The organism is Pseudomonas sp. NPDC096950 (assembly GCF_044762525.1).
GTDB lineage: Bacteria > Pseudomonadota > Gammaproteobacteria > Pseudomonadales > Pseudomonadaceae > Aquipseudomonas.
The window spans coordinates 78188-94822 of record NZ_JBIWEL010000027.1 but is presented as its reverse complement, the minus strand read 5'-3'; the positions used below and the strand labels follow the sequence as shown (position 1 = coordinate 94822).

Here is a 16635-nt window from a genome sequence, read left to right as displayed (position 1 = left end):
AGCATGCCGCCCAACCAGCGGTGATCGACGTACGGCGAACCGCAACGTGCTGCTTCTTCAGCAACGATCTTGCCAGCGGAACGCTTGGTGCCGACGAACAGAATCTTGTTTTTGCCCTGGGCCAGGCGCTCTACGAAAGTCAGAGCTTCGTTGAACATTGGCAGGGTTTTTTCAAGGTTGATGATGTGGATCTTGTTACGCGCGCCGAAAATGTATTTACCCATTTTCGGGTTCCAGTAACGGGTTTGGTGACCGAAGTGCACACCGGCCTTCAGCATATCGCGCATGTTGACTTGGGACATGATAGTTCCTTAATAAGTCGGGTTTGGCCTCCACGTATCCCAATGACCAACCAGCAGCATCAGCTGAAGGCACCCAGGTCATCGTGTCGACACGTGTGTGGATTTAAGCCTTTCGGGGTATCCCCGGAAAGCGGCGCATTTTATATCACAAGGCTGCAAAAAACGGAACCCGGATTCTGAATTCCTGGCGCGTGCCTTTATCCACGCCCTTGGAATCCCCCAAGAATGCGCCTATCTATAGAGAGAAGCGATGCACAGAGGCTCAGATTTGCGCTGATCGTCTGTTAGAATCGCGTTTTTCAGGGCCGCGAAGATTGATCGCGCAACGCCCATTCCGAATTAGTAAGCGCCGTTGAGCGCAGAGAGAGCCTGTATGACCGTCACCCTCAAGACCCCCGAGGACATCGCAAAAATGCGGATCGCCGGCAAACTGGCCGCCGATGTGCTGGAAATGATTGCCGAACATGTCAAACCGGGCGTCACCACCGAAGAACTGGACCGCATCTGCCACGACTACATCGTCAACGAGCAGAAAGCCATCCCTGCCCCGCTCAACTACAAAGGCTTCCCGAAGTCGATCTGCACCTCGATCAACCACGTGGTCTGCCACGGCATTCCGAACGAGAAGCCGTTGAAGAATGGCGACACCGTGAATATCGACGTGACCGTGATCAAGGACGGCTACCACGGCGACACCAGCCGCATGTTCCACGTCGGCACCGTGCCGGTCTGGGCCGAGCGCCTGTCCCAGGTCACTCAGGAATGCATGTACAAGGCCATCGAGATCGTCAAACCCGGCTGCCGCCTGGGCGACATCGGTGAAGTGATCCAGAAGCACGCTGAAAAGAACGGTTTCTCGGTAGTTCGCGAGTTCTGCGGCCACGGCATCGGCAAAGTGTTCCACGAAGAGCCGCAGATCCTGCACTACGGCCGCGCCGGCACCGGCATGGAACTGAAAGCTGGCATGACCTTTACCATCGAGCCGATGATCAACCAGGGCAAGGCCGACACCAAGGTGCTGGGCGACGGCTGGACCGCGATCACCAAGGACCGCAAGCTGTCCGCCCAGTGGGAACACACGCTGCTGGTGACCGAAACCGGCTACGAGATCTTCACCCTGCGCGCCGATGACACCATCCCCCGCGTTTCGGCCTGATCAACCCGCTCTGCCCATAGCCTTATAGAAAGGAAAGCCAATCGATGCCGCAGGTGGATCCCGAACTCTTCGACCGTGGCCAGTTCCAGGCTGAACTGGCCCTGAAGGCCAGCCCGATCGCGGCCTTCAAGAAGGCGATTCGCCAGGCCCGCGAGGTGCTCGACGGGCGCTTTCGCAGCGGCCGGGACATTCGCCGGCTGATCGAGGATCGCGCCTGGTTCGTCGATAACATCCTGCAAAAGGCCTGGGAGCAGTTCAACTGGAGCGAAGACGCCGACATCGCGCTGGTCGCGGTCGGCGGCTATGGTCGCGGCGAGTTGCACCCGTATTCCGACATCGACTTGCTGATCCTGCTGGACAGCGCCGACCACGAAGTTTTCCGTGATTCCATCGAGCGTTTTCTGACGCTGTTGTGGGACATCGGCCTGGAAGTCGGTCAGAGCGTGCGCTCGGTGGACGAATGTGCCGTTGAAGCCCGCGCCGATCTGACGGTGGTCACCAACCTGATGGAAAGCCGCACCATTTGCGGCCCCGAGCGCTTGCGCCAGCGCATGCTCGACGTCACCAGCACCGCGCACATGTGGCCGAGCAAGGACTTTTTCCTGGCCAAACGCGCCGAGCAAAAGGCCCGTCACCACAAGTACAACGACACCGAATACAACCTGGAACCCAACGTCAAAGGCTCCCCCGGCGGCTTACGGGATATCCAGACGATTCTCTGGGTCGCCCGTCGCGAGTACGGCACCCTGAACCTGCGGGCGCTGGCCGGCGAAGGCTTTCTGGTAGAAAGCGAAAACGCCCTGCTGGCTTCGTCTCAGGAATTCCTGTGGAAGGTCCGTTACGCCCTGCACATGCTGGCCGGCCGCTCCGAGGATCGCTTGCTGTTCGACCACCAGCGCTCCATCGCCGGGCTGCTGGGTTTTGAAGGCGATGACGCCAAGCAAGCCATCGAAAACTTCATGCAGCAGTATTACCGCGTGGTCATGAGCATCGCCCAGCTCAGCGACCTGATCATCCAGCACTTCGAGGAAGTCATCCTCGCGCCGGAAGACGAAGCGCCGCCGCAGCCGATCAATTCGCGATTCCAGCTGCACGACGGCTACATCGAAGCACGTAACAACAACGTGTTCCGCCGTACGCCGTTCGCCATGCTCGAGATCTTCGTGTTGATGGCGCAGCAGCCGGAAATCAAAGGCGTACGTGCCGATACCATTCGTCTGCTGCGGGAAAACCGTCACCTGATCGACGACGATTTCCGTAACGATATTCGTAACACCAGCCTGTTTATCGAGCTGTTCAAGTGCAAGATCGGCATTCATCGAAACCTGCGACGGATGAACCGTTACGGCATCCTCGGGCGCTACCTGCCGGAGTTCGGCTTTATTGTCGGGCAGATGCAGCACGACCTGTTCCACATCTATACGGTCGATGCTCACACCCTGAACCTGATCAAACATCTGCGTAAGTTGCAGTACACCCAGGTGTCGGAAAAATTCCCGCTGGCCAGCAAGCTCATGGGCAAACTGCCCAAGCCCGAGCTGATTTACCTCGCCGGCCTGTACCACGACATCGGCAAGGGCCGGCATGGCGCTCATTCAGACATAGGCGCGGTGGACGCGGAAGCCTTTTGCCAGCGCCACCAATTGCCGGTGTGGGACAGCCGACTGATCGTCTGGCTGGTGCAGAACCACCTGGTGATGTCGACCACCGCCCAGCGCAAGGACTTGTCCGACCCGCAGGTGATCCACGATTTCGCGCAGATTGTCGGTGATGAAACCCATCTCGATTATCTGTATGTGCTGACCGTCGCCGACATCAACGCCACCAACCCGACGCTGTGGAACTCCTGGCGCGCCAGCCTGTTGCGCCAGCTCTACACCGAAACCAAGCGCGCCCTGCGCCGTGGCCTGGAAAACCCGGTGGACCGCGAAGAGCAGATCCGCCAGACCCAAAGCGCGGCCCTGGATATCCTGGTGCGCGGCGGCACCGATCCGGACGACGTCGAGCAACTGTGGGCGCAACTGGGCGATGATTATTTCCTGCGCCACACCGCCGGCGACGTGGCCTGGCACAGTGATGCAATCCTGCAGCAGCCGGCCGATGGTGGGCCGCTGGTGCTGATCAAGGAAACCACCCAGCGCGAGTTCGAGGGCGGCACGCAGATCTTCATCTATGCGCCCGACCAGCATGACTTCTTCGCCGTGACCGTGGCCGCGATGGACCAGCTCAACCTGAACATTCACGACGCCCGGGTGATCACCTCCAGCAGCCAGTTCACCCTCGACACCTACATTGTGCTCGACACCGACGGCGACTCGATCGGCGACAACCCGACGCGGGTCAAGCAGATCCGCGAAGGCCTGACCGAAGCCCTGCGCAACCCGGACGATTACCCAACGATCATCCAGCGTCGGGTGCCACGCCAGCTCAAGCACTTTGCGTTCGCCCCCCAGGTGACGATCCACAACGACGCCCAGCGCCCGGTGACCGTGCTGGAGCTCAGCGCCCCGGATCGCCCAGGCCTGCTGGCGCGCATTGGCGGCATCTTCCTCGAGTTCGATCTGTCGCTGCAGAACGCAAAGATTGCGACCCTGGGCGAGCGCGTGGAAGACGTGTTCTTTATCACCGACGCGAACAACCAGCCGCTGTCCGACCCGTTGCTGTGCAGCCGTTTGCAGGATGCAATCGTCGAACAACTGAGCGTCAGCCAGGAACCCGAGATCAAACTGTCGCGCATCAGTATCTGAATCAACACATTTCCCCTGTGGGAGCGGGCTTGCTCGCGAAAACGGTGGGTCAGTCGACATCAACGTGTCTGACACACCGCTTTCGTGAGCAAGCCCGCTCCCACATTAGAAGAGGCCCCCGATGAACAACGCTCTGAACCAGTTGCAGCCCTACCCGTTCGAGAAGCTCCGCGCCCTGCTCGGCAGCGTCACGCCTAACCCGGACAAGCGCCCGATCGCGCTGTCCATCGGCGAGCCGAAACACCGTTCGCCAAGTTTTGTCGCCGAAGCCCTGGCCAGCAATCTGGATCAGATGGCCGTGTACCCGACTACCCTCGGCATCCCGGCTCTGCGTGAAGCCATCGCGGCCTGGTGCGAGCGTCGCTTCAACGTCCCGAACGGCTGGCTCGACCCGGCGCGCAATGTGCTGCCGGTCAACGGCACGCGTGAAGCGCTGTTCGCCTTCACCCAAACCGTGGTCAACCGTGGCGATGATGCGCTGGTGGTCAGCCCGAACCCGTTCTATCAGATCTACGAAGGCGCAGCGTTCCTCGCCGGCGCCAAGCCGCATTACCTGCCGTGCCTGGATGAAAATGGCTTCAACCCGGATTTCGACGCCGTATCGCCCGACATCTGGAAACGCTGCCAGATCCTGTTCCTGTGCTCGCCAGGCAACCCGACCGGCGCGCTGATCCCGGTTGAAACCCTGAAGAAACTGATCGCCCTGGCCGACGAACATGACTTCGTGATCGCCGCCGACGAGTGCTACAGCGAACTGTACTTCGACGAACAAACCCCGCCGCCGGGCCTGCTCAGTGCCTGCGTCGAACTGGGCCGCAAGGACTTCAAGCGCTGCGTGGTGTTCCACAGCCTGTCCAAGCGCTCCAACCTGCCGGGCCTGCGTTCGGGTTTTGTCGCCGGTGACGCCGACATTCTCAAAGGCTTCCTGCTGTACCGCACCTACCACGGCTGCGCGATGCCGGTTCAGACCCAACTGGCCAGTGTTGCCGCGTGGAACGACGAAGTGCACGTGCGCGCCAACCGGGCGCTGTATCGCGAGAAATACGATGCGGTCCTGGAAATCCTCAGCCCGGTGATGGATGTACAACGTCCGGACGGCGGTTTCTACCTGTGGCCGAACATTGAAGGCGATGACGAGGCGTTCTGCCGGGATTTGTTTGTGCAAGAACATGTCACGGTCGTGCCGGGTTCTTATCTGTCCCGAGAAGTGGATGGTTTCAATCCAGGTGCTGGTCGTGTGCGCCTGGCACTTGTGGCGCCGTTGGCGGAATGTGTAGAAGCGGCTGAGCGGATTCGCGCGTTTATTACCAATAAAGCCAAGTAATCATCAATAAGCGATTCGCACGGTGCAATGCCGTGCGGGTCTATAAATATCGAGTAACAGCACCACTCATATTTAAACTTAACAACTTGGCAGCTACCGCTTAATCTCTCACCTCGCTCTAAACAGCTGAAACCACCCCGATACAACCTCATTCAATTTACATGGAAGTTACACATGAATGACCACCCCTGCAAAGTCGTAAATCCAACCAATGCGTTAGCCTCTTATTTGGCAGCAATAGAAGAAAACCCGGACAATGAAAAAAAAGCCGCACCGGGCGGCCGCACAAAACGTTCGATTGGTATCCGCAGTAAGTTCTGGAGTAATGGCCGGCGTCTTAATATCACTTTTATCGAAGAACAGTCCGAGAGTTTTAAAAGCCTGGTCGCCAGCATCATCAAACAGTGGGAGCCCTCCACCCATCTGACGTTCACGTTTGCCGAAGACCTGCCCGGTGACATCCGCATTACGACAAACACCCCGCAAAACGCGTCGTTCATAGGTACCGATGCGCTGCTCATCCCGGAACACGAACCCACCTTGTTCCTGAGCACCGCCCCCGAACACCCTCATTTTGAAGCAGCCACCCTCCACGAGTTCGGTCACGCGCTGGGCCTGGAACACGAACACCAACACCCCAAGGCGAATATCCCGTGGGACGAACCCAAGGTTTACGAGTACTACACAACCCACCATCAATGGACCGCGCAAGATATCGACAACAATTTATTCTCGCTCCTGCCCTTCGATGACGCCCTTCACGGTGCATATGACAAAGACTCGATAATGCATTACCCGATTGCTAACGAACTAACCGTGGGCGATTGGGAAGTGGGCGTCAACACACAGATCAGCAAACTCGACAGGCGAAACATGCGCAAAGCCTATCCAAAGCCTCTCCCCGCGCCTGAAAGCTGATATTCACAACACCGCTAAAACTCAAACAACTCTATTTGAATATTTTAATAAGCGCTCGCGCCAGCGTCTCTGAACACGGAAGTTTCATATGAACAACACAACGCCCTGCCTGATTAAACACCCTGTCGACATCAATGCCTCTTATGAAGTTGCCGTTGCCGAAAATCCTGCGAATCGCGGCGCCTCTACATCCAGCCGCAAAAAACGTGCAGCCATCAGACACACTCATTTCTGGGCACCGGGGCGCACCCTGCGCATTGCCTTTCTGAAAGGTGATCAAGGCTTCAAGGATGCAACCATAGCCGCTGCAAACAACTGGTTGCCGCACGTCAATCTGAAGTTCGACTTCGTCGACGGTGAAGAAGGCGACATCCGCATCAGTTGCACACCCGGTACTTACTGGTCGACGGTCGGCACCGATGCCTTGCTGCAGGAAGAAGGCGCCACTATGGGCCTGTCACCAGACATGCGGATGCCGGCGTTTTTTGCCGCCAATGTCATGCACGAGTTTGGTCATGTGCTGGGCGCCCAACATGAGCACCAGCATCCCGAAGTGAACATTCCCTGGAATAAACCCGCGGTCTACGAGGCGCATGGCGGGAATGCTGACGATTACGAGGAAGACGGCGACCACTACGATTACGTGCGCGACGTCATCAATAAAACTTACTTCAATCGCCTTGATGCCAACGAAGTCCGCCACTCGACCTATGATCCGAAGTCGATCATGCACTACGCGATTCGTCAGGAATGGACCCATGGCGACTTCAAGATTGACCTCAACCTGGTGCTCAGTGAAAAGGACAAGGCGTTCATGGCTGAGGCCTATCCCTACCCCGACACTATTTGACCTGCCCCAAGTTGGCCTCGCTTAAATCCAATTCACCCAACACTTCACGCAATACGTCATCACCGATCTGGTGATGACGGCTCAAGCTGTACAACTCCAGGCGCTGCGCCCGCAGTGCCTTCAAGCGCAATCGCCGCTCCAGCAGTGTCATATTAGCCGCTTAGACTGGTGCAGGCCGTTGCTCCCATGTCACATCGCCCCGCAACACCGCTCCCACAGGTTTTGCGCTTTAACCGAAAGGCCATGGCATAATCCGTCACCATTTTTTTCCAGCACCTGCAAAGGGGGCAATTCCTTGACCGATTCAAGCAAAACGTTGCACCTTTTCGGCATCAAAGCCTGCGACACCATGAAAAAGGCGCGCACCTGGCTCGATGAACACGCTGTCAGCTATGACTTTCATGATTACAAAGCGGCCGGTATCGACCGTGAACACCTCAGCCAATGGTGCGACGAGCACGGCTGGCAAGTGGTGTTGAACCGTGCAGGCACGACCTTTCGCAAACTCGACGACGAACGCAAAGCCGATCTCGACCAAGCGAAAGCCATCGAACTGATGCTCGCCCAACCCTCGATGATCAAGCGCCCGGTGCTTGATCTCGGTGACCGAACCCTGATTGGCTTCAAGCCAGATATCTACGCGGCCGCACTCAAGTAAGGCAGCCCGTTCTTTTTTGTTAGAGGTATCAACATGTCCAATTCCCTGTTCAGCCTGGCCTTCGGTGTCGGCACTCAAAACCGTCAAGGCGCGTGGCTGGAAGTGTTTTACGCACAGCCGCTGCTCAATCCATCGGCCGAACTGGTCGCTGCGATTGCGCCGGTCCTGGGCTACACCGACGGCAACCAGGCCATCGCCTTCACCACCGCCCAGGCCTCGCAACTGGCCGAAGCGCTGAAAAACGTCGACGCTGGCCAGGCCGCACTGCTGACCCGTCTGGCTGAAAGCCACAAGCCACTGGTCGCCACCATCCTGGCCGAAGACGTTCAACTGACGTCCACGCCTGAGGCTTACCTCAAGCTGCACCTGCTGTCCCACCGTCTGGTCAAGCCACATGGCCTGAACCTGGCCGGCGTGTTCCCGCTGCTGCCGAACGTGGCCTGGACCAGCCAGGGCGCCATCGACCTCGCCGAACTGGCCGAGCATCAACTGGAAGCCCGCCTGCGCGGCGAGCTGCTGGAAGTGTTCTCGGTGGACAAGTTCCCGAAAATGACCGACTACGTGGTTCCGGCCGGCGTGCGTATCGCTGACGCCGCGCGTATCCGCCTGGGCGCCTACGTGGGCGAAGGCACCACCGTGATGCACGAAGGTTTCGTCAACTTCAACGCCGGCACCGAAGGCCCGGGCATGATCGAAGGTCGCGTCTCGGCCGGCGTGTTCGTCGGCAAGGGTTCGGACCTGGGCGGCGGTTGCTCGACCATGGGTACCCTGTCGGGCGGTGGCAACATCGTGATCAAGGTCGGCGAAGGCTGCCTGATCGGCGCCAACGCCGGTATCGGTATCCCGTTGGGCGACCGCAACACCGTGGAGTCGGGCCTGTACGTGACCGCCGGCACCAAAGTGGCGCTGCTGGACGAAAACAACAAACTGGTCAAAGTCGTGAAGGCCCGTGAACTGGCCGGTCAACCTGACCTGTTGTTCCGTCGCAATTCGGAGACTGGTGCCGTGGAATGCAAAACCCACAAATCGGCCATCGAACTGAACGAAGCGCTGCACGCTCACAACTAAGCAGAGCGTCAAACGATCACCTGCACCTGTGGGAGCGTGGCTTGCCCGCGAAGCTTTTAGCGTCAGTGCTGACGCCTTCGCGAGCAAGCCCGCTCCCACAGGGTCAGGCGTAGACCCGCCCATGTTTAACAGGGCCCGATAGCATGATGATTCCTTCTCCCTGGCGCGCCGATTTTCCGGCCATCGCCGCCCTGCAACGGCAAGACCAGACCTATCTGGACAACGCCGCCACCACGCAAAAACCCCAAGCCCTGCTGGACGCCCTGGCGCATTACTACGCCAACGGTGCGGCCAATGTGCATCGGGCACAACATTTGCCCGGCGCCCACGCCACCCAGGCGTTCGAGGACAGCCGCAGCAAAGTCGGCCAGTGGCTGAATGCCGGCGATTGCGGGCAGATCATCTTTACCCACGGCGCGACCTCCGCGCTCAACCTCTTGGCCTATGGCCTGGAACACTTATTCAATCCGGGCGATGAAATTGTCATCAGCGCCCTGGAGCACCACGCCAACCTGCTGCCCTGGCAGCAACTGGCCCTGCGCCGCGACCTGAAACTGCTGATTTTGCCGCTGGATGCCGACGGTGTGATTGACCTGGAAGCCGCCGCGCAGTTGATCGGCCCGCGAACCCGGTTGCTGGCGGTCAGTCAGCTATCCAACGTGCTCGGCGCCTGGCAGCCGCTGCCCGAATTGCTGGCGCTGGCCAAGTCTCGCAATGCCCTGACCGTGATCGATGGCGCGCAAGGCGTGGTCCATGGTCGCCACGACGTGCAGGCACTGGGTTGCGACTTCTATGTATTTTCCAGTCACAAACTCTACGGCCCCGATGGCCTCGGTGTGTTGTTCGGCCGCAACGAGGCTCTGAAACAACTGCGCCCATGGCAGTTCGGCGGCGAAATGGTGCTGGACGCCAACTACCACGACGCCCGCTTCCGCCCGGCGCCGCTGGGTTTGGAGGCCGGAACGCCACCGATTGCCAGTGTGATCGGCCTGGGGGCGACCCTGGATTACCTCGCCGGGCTGGATCAGGACGCCGTGTCTGCCCACGAAGCGGCGCTGCATGACTATTTGCTCAAGGGCCTTGAAGCACGCAACGGCATTCGACTGTTGGGCAAGCCGCAACTCGCCTTGGCCAGTTTTGTCGTCGAGGGTGTGCATAACTCCGATCTGGCGCATTTGCTGACCGAACAGGGGATCGCCGTGCGCGCCGGTCATCACTGCGCCATGCCGCTGCTCAAAAGCTTCGAATTGGCCGGAGCGATTCGGGTGTCGCTGGCGCTGTATAACGACTCCGAGGATCTGGAGCGGTTCTTTGAAGCGTTGGATCAGGCGCTGGAGTTGCTGCGATGAGTTTGCCGGCCGATGCGGTTTTGGCACTGGAAACGTTCGAACAAGCCGGAAGCTGGGAACAGCGGGCGCGATTGCTGATGCAATGGGGCGATCGCCTGCCGGCATTAAGTGATGTGGATAAGGTGGATGCCAACCGCGTGCATGGCTGTGAAAGCCAGGTGTGGTTGGTGGGTGCATTGCAGGAGGGGCATTGGCAGTTCGCTGCGAGCAGCGATGCGCGGTTGATTCGCGGGTTGGTGGCGTTGTTGCTGGCGCGGGTTAACGGGTTGTCGGCAGCCGAGTTGCAGTCGGTGGATTTGCCGGAATGGTTCAATCAGCTTGGATTGAGCCGGCAGTTGTCGCCGTCGCGCAGTAATGGCTTGAATGCAGTGTTACAGCGAATGCGCGAACTGGCCCAGTAAATGATCGTTCCCACGCTCCGCGTGGGAACGATCGGTGTCAGGCAGGCTTAACCCGATCCGCCGGCCGCCGCACTCCCGCCACAATTTTATCCACAGCCTTGGTCGCCGCGACCATGCCGAACGTCGCCGTCACCATCATCACCGCGCCAAACCCGCCGGCGCAGTCGAGCTTCACGCCATCGCCGACAAAACTCTTCTGCAAGCAAATGCTGCCATCCGGTTTCGGGTAGCGCAGTTGCTCGGTGGAAAACACGCACGGCACGCTGTAATGGCGAGTCACGGTGCGAGAGAAGTTGTAGTCACGGCGCAGCGTCGAGCGCACTTTCGAGGCCAGTGGATCGTTGAACGTGCGGTTAAGGTCGCAGACCTGGATCAGCGTCGGGTCAATCTGCCCGCCCGCACCACCGGTGGTGATGATCTGGATCTTGCGCCGTTTGCACCAGGCGATCAGCGCAGCCTTGGCATTCACGCTGTCGATGCAGTCGATCACACAGTCAATGTTCGGCGTGATGTACTCGGCCATGGTCTCGCGGGTAACAAAATCCGCCACCGCGTGCACCGTGCAGTCCGGGTTGATCCCGCGCAGGCGCTCGGCCATCACTTCGACCTTGGGTTTGCCGACGGTGCTGTCCAGCGCGTGCAACTGACGGGTGGCGTTGCTGACGCAGACGTCGTCCAGGTCGAACAGCGAAATCTCGCCCACACCACAGCGGGCAATGGCTTCCGCCGCCCAGGAACCAACGCCGCCAACGCCGACGATCGCCACATGGGCCGCGCGCAAGCGCTCCAGGCCTTCAATGCCATACAACCGAGCGATGCCGGCAAACCGCGGATCTTCTGTACTCATGACCATTACCCCAAAAACCGGCGCGCATTATAGGGCCACAACGGGAGAACTTTTAACCATCCGGCTATAAGTGTAAGAACTTATGTGAAAGCCGATTGCCCAACGCCAGGCTTTTCCCTGCCTGCTGTACGGTAAGTGAAAGCACGGTGTAGGATGCGCGCCCCCTGGCAGCCGCCGCCCCGTTCCTTCGTTCCACAGCCTTTGGAACCTGAAATAGCTATGTCATCGCGTAAATTTGGACTCAACCTGGTTGTGGTGCTCGCCATCGCTGCCTTGTTTACCGGCTTCTGGGCATTGATCAACCGCCCGGTCACCGCTCCCAACTGGCCAGAACAGATCTCCGGTTTTTCGTACTCGCCGTTCCAGCAAGGCCAGTACCCACAGAAAGACCAGTACCCGACCGACGATGAAATGCGTCGCGACCTGGAGATCATGAGCAAGCTGACGGACAACATCCGTACCTACTCGGTCGATGGCACGCTGGAGGACATTCCCAAACTGGCGGAAGAGTTCGGCCTGCGGGTGACCCTGGGGATCTGGATCAGCCCGGACCAGGAACGCAACGAGCGCGAAATCCTGCGCGCCATCGAACTGGCCAACACCTCCCGCAGTGTGGTGCGCGTGGTTGTAGGCAACGAGGCGATCTTCCGTAAGGAAATTACCGCCGCGGAACTCAGCGTCATCCTCGACCGCGTGCGCGCTGCCGTGAAGGTGCCGGTAACCACGTCCGAGCAGTGGCACGTCTGGGAAGAACACCCGGAACTGGCCAAGCACGTCGACCTGATCGCTGCGCACGTTCTGCCTTACTGGGAATTCATCCCGGTGGACAAGGCCGGTCAATTCGTCCTCGACCGCGCCCGGGACCTGAAAAAGATGTTCCCGAAAAAACCGCTGCTGCTCTCGGAGGTTGGCTGGCCGAGCAACGGCCGCATGCGTGGCGGCACCGATTCGAGCCCGGCGGACCAGGCGATCTACCTGCGCACCTTGGTTAACAAGCTGAACCGCCAGGGCTTCAACTACTTCGTCATCGAAGCTTTCGACCAGCCGTGGAAGGCCACGGACGAAGGTTCGGTGGGCGCGTATTGGGGCGTGTTCAACGCCGCGCGCCAGCAGAAATTCAACTTCGAAGGCCCAGTGGTCGCGATCCCGCAATGGCGCGTGCTGGCGATCGGCTCGGCCGTATTGGCCTTGCTGTCCCTGACCTTGCTGATGATCGACGGCTCGGCCCTGCGCCAGCGTGGCCGCACCTTCCTGACCTTTATCGCCTTCCTGTGCGGGTCGGTTCTGGTGTGGATCGGTTATGACTACAGCCAGCAATACAGCACCTGGTTCAGCCTGACCGTGGGCTTTTTGCTCGCCCTCGGTGCGCTCGGGGTGTTTATCGTGTTGCTGACCGAAGCGCATGAACTGGCCGAAGCGGTCTGGACCCACAAGCGCCGGCGAGAATTCCTGCCGGTCGTGGGGGATTCGGACTACCGACCGAAAGTGTCGATTCACGTACCTTGCTACAACGAACCGCCGGAGATGGTTAAACAGACCCTCAACGCCCTGGCCAACCTCGACTATCCGGACTTCGAAGTCCTGATCATCGACAACAACACCAAGGACCCGGCGGTCTGGGAACCGGTGCGCGATTACTGCGAAACCCTCGGCCCGCGCTTCAAGTTCTTCCACGTCGCCCCGTTGGCCGGTTTCAAGGGTGGCGCACTGAATTACCTGATCCCGCACACCGCCAAGGATGCCGAAGTGATTGCGGTGATCGACTCGGACTACTGCGTCGACCCGAACTGGCTCAAGCACATGGTGCCGCACTTCGCCGATCCGAAAATCGCCGTGGTGCAGTCGCCACAGGATTATCGCGACCAGAACGAAAGCACCTTCAAGAAGCTCTGCTACGCGGAATACAAAGGTTTCTTCCACATCGGCATGGTCACCCGTAACGACCGTGACGCGATCATCCAGCACGGCACCATGACCATGACCCGACGCTCAGTGCTCGAGGAATTGGGCTGGGCCGACTGGTGCATCTGTGAAGACGCCGAATTGGGTCTGCGGGTCTTCGAGAAAGGTTTGTCGGCGGCGTATTACCACACCAGCTACGGCAAGGGCCTGATGCCCGATACCTTTATCGACTTCAAGAAACAGCGCTTCCGCTGGGCCTATGGTGCGATTCAGATCATCAAGCGTCACACCGCCAGCCTGCTGCGCGGCAAGGACACCGAGCTGACCCGTGGCCAGCGTTACCACTTCCTCGCGGGCTGGCTGCCGTGGGTGGCGGACGGCATGAACATCTTCTTCACCGTCGGCGCCCTGTTGTGGTCGGCGGCGATGATCATCGTGCCGCAACGGGTCGATCCACCGCTGCTGATCTTCGCAATCCCACCATTGGCACTGTTCGTGTTCAAGGTGGCCAAGATCATCTTCCTGTACCGCCGTGCGGTCGGGGTCAACCTGAAGGATGCATTCTGCGCGGCATTGGCCGGTCTGGCGTTGTCGCACACCATCGCCAAAGCGGTACTGTACGGCTTCTTCACCAGCAGCATTCCGTTCTTCCGTACGCCGAAAAACGCCGATAACCACGGCTTCTGGGTAGCGATTTCGGAGGCGCGGGAAGAGGTGTTCATCATGCTGCTGTTGTGGGGCGCGGCGCTAGGGATCTTCCTGGTGCAGGGCCTGCCGAGCAACGACATCCGCTTCTGGGTGATCATGTTGCTGGTGCAGTCGCTGCCATACCTGGCGGCGCTGATCATGGCGTTCCTGTCTTCGCTGCCGAAACCGGCCGCCGAGCCTGAGCCGTTACCAGCCGTCTAAATAAGTACAGATGCACTAAACGGCGGCCAATGGCCGCCGTTTTGCTTTAAGATAACCGCCATTTTGCAGGGCTTGGCGGAATACGGTTTGCCGATCAAACCTAATCCCTGTGGGAGCGGTCTTGCTCGCGAATGCGGTGTAACAATCAACATTTATGCTGACTGACACATCGCGTTCGCGAGCAAGACCGCTCCCACATAGCCATGCCCAATTTCAAGCTTCCGGAGTTTTCCATGACGGCCCACGCCGACCTTTCGCCGACCCTTCAACTCGCCATTGACCTGATCCGCCGTCCGTCCGTGACGCCGGTCGACGCCGATTGCCAGAAGCAGATGATGCAGCGCCTGGGCGATGCCGGTTTCCAGCTGGAGCCGATGCGCATCGAAGATGTGGATAACTTCTGGGCCACCCACGGCAAACACGACGGCCCGGTGCTGTGCTTTGCCGGTCACACCGACGTGGTCCCGACCGGTCCGGTCACCGCGTGGCAGATCGACCCGTTCAACGCGGTGATCGACGAACACGGCATGCTCTGCGGCCGTGGCGCCGCGGACATGAAAGGCAGCCTCGCGTCGATGACCGTGGCCGCCGAGCGTTTTGTCACCGACTACCCCGATCACAAGGGCAAGGTTGCGTTCCTGATCACCAGCGACGAAGAAGGCCCGGCGCACCACGGCACCAAGGCTGTGATCGAACGCCTCGCCGCGCGCAAGGAGCGTCTGGACTGGTGCATCGTCGGCGAACCGTCGAGCACCTCCCTGGTTGGTGACGTGGTCAAGAACGGCCGTCGCGGCTCCCTCGGCGCCAAGCTGACCGTGCGCGGTATTCAGGGCCATGTGGCCTACCCGCACCTGGCAAAAAACCCGATCCACCTCGCCGCCCCGGCCCTGGCCGAACTGGCCGCCGAGCATTGGGACCACGGCAACGATTTCTTCCCGCCGACCAGTTTCCAGATTTCCAACGTCAATTCCGGTACTGGCGCGACCAACGTGATTCCGGGTGATCTGGTGGCGGTGTTCAACTTCCGTTTCTCCACCGAATCCACCGTCGAAGGCCTGCAAAAGCGCGTCGCTGACATCCTCGACAAGCATGGCCTGGACTGGCACGTGGATTGGGCGCTGTCCGGCCTGCCGTTCCTCACCGAACCGGGCGCGTTGCTGGATGCCGTGGCGTCGAGCATCAAGGACATCACCGGTCGCGAAACCAAGGCGTCCACCAGCGGCGGTACGTCCGACGGTCGTTTTATCGCGACCATGGGTACGCAAGTAGTTGAGCTGGGGCCGGTCAACGCGACGATTCACCAGGTCAACGAACGTGTGCTGGCCGCCGACCTCGACGTGCTGACCGAAATCTACTACCAGACCCTGATCAAGTTGCTCGCCTGATGCTGGCCTGCCCGATCTGCAGCGAACCGCTGAATGCGGTGGACAACGGCGTGGCCTGCCCCGCCGGGCATCGTTTCGACCGCGCGCGCCAGGGTTACCTGAACCTGCTGCCGGTGCAGCACAAGAACAGCCGCGACCCTGGCGATAACCTGGCGATGGTCGAGGCCCGCCGCGACTTCTTGAACGCCGGTCATTACGCGCCGGTGGCCAAGCGCCTGGCGGAACTGGCGGCGCAATACGCGCCCCAGCGCTGGCTCGACATCGGTTGTGGCGAGGGTTACTACACTGCGCAAATCGCCGAAGCCTTGCCGAATGCCGATGGTTACGCACTGGATATTTCCCGGGAAGCGGTCAAACGCGCCTGCAAGCGTAACCCGCAGCTGACGTGGTTGATTGCGAGCATGGCGCGGGTGCCGTTGGCGTCCGGCAGTTGCCAGTTTCTGGCGAGTGTTTTCAGCCCGCTGGACTGGGATGAAGCCAAACGCCTGCTCAGCCCTGGTGGTGGCTTGATGAAAGTCGGGCCGACCAGCGGCCATCTGATGGAATTGCGCGAAAGTCTGTACGACGAAGTGCGCGAATACACCGACGACAAGCACCTGGCCCTGTTGCCGGAAGGCATGGCGCTGGCGCACAGCGAAACCCTGGAATTCAAACTGACGCTGGCCAATGGTCAGGATCGTGCCAACCTGTTGGCCATGACGCCCCACGGCTGGCGCGCCAGTGCCGAACGGCGGGCGGCGGTGATCGAGCAGGTCGAGCCGTTCGAAGTCACGGTTTCGATGCGTTACGATTACTTCGTACTTCAATAATTTTTGGTCT

Annotated in this window: 14 protein-coding genes and 1 pseudogene; 12 read left to right on the top strand and 3 right to left on the bottom strand. The window is 59.8% G+C overall.

Annotated features, from left to right (window positions below; translation table 11 throughout):
• A partial coding sequence (rpsB, locus tag ACIQY3_RS29310; RefSeq protein WP_403026845.1) for a 30S ribosomal protein S2 occupies window positions 1-302 on the bottom strand: 302 nt, incomplete at its 3' end.
• 373 nt (window positions 303-675) lie between these two features.
• On the opposite strand from rpsB, the gene map reads away from it, so the two are divergent.
• The 5 genes from map (at window position 676) to ACIQY3_RS29285 (ending at window position 7297) form a co-directional block, all read left to right on the top strand.
• A complete protein-coding gene (gene map / locus ACIQY3_RS29305) occupies window positions 676-1458 on the top strand; it encodes a type I methionyl aminopeptidase (RefSeq protein WP_403026842.1) in 783 nt (260 codons plus the stop codon).
• A gap of 44 nt (window positions 1459-1502) precedes the next feature.
• Window positions 1503-4205: a [protein-PII] uridylyltransferase gene (locus tag ACIQY3_RS29300; RefSeq protein ID WP_403026839.1), complete on the top strand. Its 2703-nt coding sequence runs from the start codon at window positions 1503-1505 to the stop codon at window positions 4203-4205.
• 121 nt (window positions 4206-4326) lie between these two features.
• Entirely contained in the window at window positions 4327-5529 is a 1203-nt protein-coding gene (gene dapC / locus ACIQY3_RS29295) for a succinyldiaminopimelate transaminase (RefSeq protein ID WP_403026837.1), read from the top strand.
• Between the two features lie 174 nt (window positions 5530-5703).
• Complete coding sequence (locus ACIQY3_RS29290; RefSeq protein WP_403026834.1) at window positions 5704-6447, top strand: M12 family metallopeptidase; 744 nt, start codon at window positions 5704-5706, stop codon at window positions 6445-6447.
• A gap of 88 nt (window positions 6448-6535) precedes the next feature.
• Window positions 6536-7297 carry a hypothetical protein gene (locus ACIQY3_RS29285; RefSeq protein WP_403026832.1) on the top strand — a complete coding sequence of 254 codons (762 nt, stop codon included), beginning with the start codon at window positions 6536-6538 and terminating at the stop codon, window positions 7295-7297.
• Here the strand turns inward: ACIQY3_RS29285 and ACIQY3_RS29280 are convergent.
• Window positions 7290-7457: pseudogene (locus ACIQY3_RS29280) on the bottom strand (Na+/H+ antiporter); the annotation flags it as partial. The gene ACIQY3_RS29285 and the pseudogene ACIQY3_RS29280 sit on opposite strands and share 8 nt — an antisense overlap.
• Window positions 7458-7592: 135 nt before the next feature.
• Here ACIQY3_RS29280 and ACIQY3_RS29275 point away from each other — a divergent pair.
• The 4 genes from ACIQY3_RS29275 (at window position 7593) to ACIQY3_RS29260 (ending at window position 10773) form a co-directional block, all read left to right on the top strand.
• A complete protein-coding gene (locus ACIQY3_RS29275) occupies window positions 7593-7955 on the top strand; it encodes an ArsC family reductase (protein ID WP_403026830.1) in 363 nt (120 codons plus the stop codon).
• Between the two features lie 33 nt (window positions 7956-7988).
• Window positions 7989-9023: a 2,3,4,5-tetrahydropyridine-2,6-dicarboxylate N-succinyltransferase gene (gene dapD / locus ACIQY3_RS29270; protein ID WP_403026827.1), complete on the top strand. Its 1035-nt coding sequence runs from the start codon at window positions 7989-7991 to the stop codon at window positions 9021-9023.
• Between the two features lie 143 nt (window positions 9024-9166).
• A complete protein-coding gene (locus ACIQY3_RS29265; RefSeq protein WP_403026824.1) occupies window positions 9167-10372 on the top strand; it encodes an aminotransferase class V-fold PLP-dependent enzyme in 1206 nt (401 codons plus the stop codon).
• Window positions 10369-10773: a SufE family protein gene (locus tag ACIQY3_RS29260; protein ID WP_403026821.1), complete on the top strand. Its 405-nt coding sequence runs from the start codon at window positions 10369-10371 to the stop codon at window positions 10771-10773. Before ACIQY3_RS29265 ends, ACIQY3_RS29260 begins: the two co-directional genes overlap by 4 nt.
• Before the next feature lie 37 nt (window positions 10774-10810).
• Here the strand turns inward: ACIQY3_RS29260 and tcdA are convergent, their stop codons facing one another.
• The gene (gene tcdA / locus ACIQY3_RS29255; RefSeq protein WP_403026818.1) at window positions 10811-11620 is read right to left on the bottom strand and encodes a tRNA cyclic N6-threonylcarbamoyladenosine(37) synthase TcdA; all 810 of its coding nucleotides are present in this window, start codon (window positions 11618-11620) and stop codon (window positions 10811-10813) included.
• A gap of 219 nt (window positions 11621-11839) precedes the next feature.
• Here tcdA and ACIQY3_RS29250 point away from each other — a divergent pair, with 219 nt between their 5' ends.
• The 3 genes from ACIQY3_RS29250 to ACIQY3_RS29240 all read left to right on the top strand — a co-directional run bounded on the left by ACIQY3_RS29250 (window position 11840) and on the right by ACIQY3_RS29240 (window position 16625).
• Window positions 11840-14431, top strand: coding sequence for a glycosyltransferase (locus tag ACIQY3_RS29250; protein WP_403026815.1), 2592 nt, complete (start codon window positions 11840-11842; stop codon window positions 14429-14431).
• Window positions 14432-14664: 233 nt separating this feature from the next.
• The gene (dapE, locus tag ACIQY3_RS29245; protein ID WP_403026812.1) at window positions 14665-15816 is read left to right on the top strand and encodes a succinyl-diaminopimelate desuccinylase; all 1152 of its coding nucleotides are present in this window, start codon (window positions 14665-14667) and stop codon (window positions 15814-15816) included.
• The gene (locus ACIQY3_RS29240) at window positions 15816-16625 is read left to right on the top strand and encodes a putative RNA methyltransferase (RefSeq protein WP_403026809.1); all 810 of its coding nucleotides are present in this window, start codon (window positions 15816-15818) and stop codon (window positions 16623-16625) included. The genes dapE and ACIQY3_RS29240 overlap by 1 nt, the downstream gene beginning before the upstream one ends.
• Window positions 16626-16635 lie beyond the last annotated feature (10 nt).

What these genes read in the sequence shown, in the direction of transcription:
- dapD (WP_403026827.1), top strand. Translation starts at nt 7,989, where the DNA reads ATGTCCAATTCCCTGTTCAGCCTGGCCTTCGGTGTCGGCACTCAAAAC.
- ACIQY3_RS29260 (WP_403026821.1), top strand. Translation starts at nt 10,369, where the DNA reads ATGAGTTTGCCGGCCGATGCGGTTTTGGCACTGGAAACGTTCGAACAA.
- tcdA (WP_403026818.1), bottom strand. Translation starts at nt 11,620, where the DNA reads ATGAGTACAGAAGATCCGCGGTTTGCCGGCATCGCTCGGTTGTATGGC.
- ACIQY3_RS29240 (WP_403026809.1), top strand. Translation starts at nt 15,816, where the DNA reads ATGCTGGCCTGCCCGATCTGCAGCGAACCGCTGAATGCGGTGGACAAC.
- dapE (WP_403026812.1), top strand. Translation starts at nt 14,665, where the DNA reads ATGACGGCCCACGCCGACCTTTCGCCGACCCTTCAACTCGCCATTGAC.
- ACIQY3_RS29265 (WP_403026824.1), top strand. Translation starts at nt 9,167, where the DNA reads ATGATGATTCCTTCTCCCTGGCGCGCCGATTTTCCGGCCATCGCCGCC.
- ACIQY3_RS29250 (WP_403026815.1), top strand. Translation starts at nt 11,840, where the DNA reads ATGTCATCGCGTAAATTTGGACTCAACCTGGTTGTGGTGCTCGCCATC.
- ACIQY3_RS29300 (WP_403026839.1), top strand. Translation starts at nt 1,503, where the DNA reads ATGCCGCAGGTGGATCCCGAACTCTTCGACCGTGGCCAGTTCCAGGCT.
- ACIQY3_RS29290 (WP_403026834.1), top strand. Translation starts at nt 5,704, where the DNA reads ATGAATGACCACCCCTGCAAAGTCGTAAATCCAACCAATGCGTTAGCC.
- ACIQY3_RS29285 (WP_403026832.1), top strand. Translation starts at nt 6,536, where the DNA reads ATGAACAACACAACGCCCTGCCTGATTAAACACCCTGTCGACATCAAT.
- dapC (WP_403026837.1), top strand. Translation starts at nt 4,327, where the DNA reads ATGAACAACGCTCTGAACCAGTTGCAGCCCTACCCGTTCGAGAAGCTC.
- map (WP_403026842.1), top strand. Translation starts at nt 676, where the DNA reads ATGACCGTCACCCTCAAGACCCCCGAGGACATCGCAAAAATGCGGATC.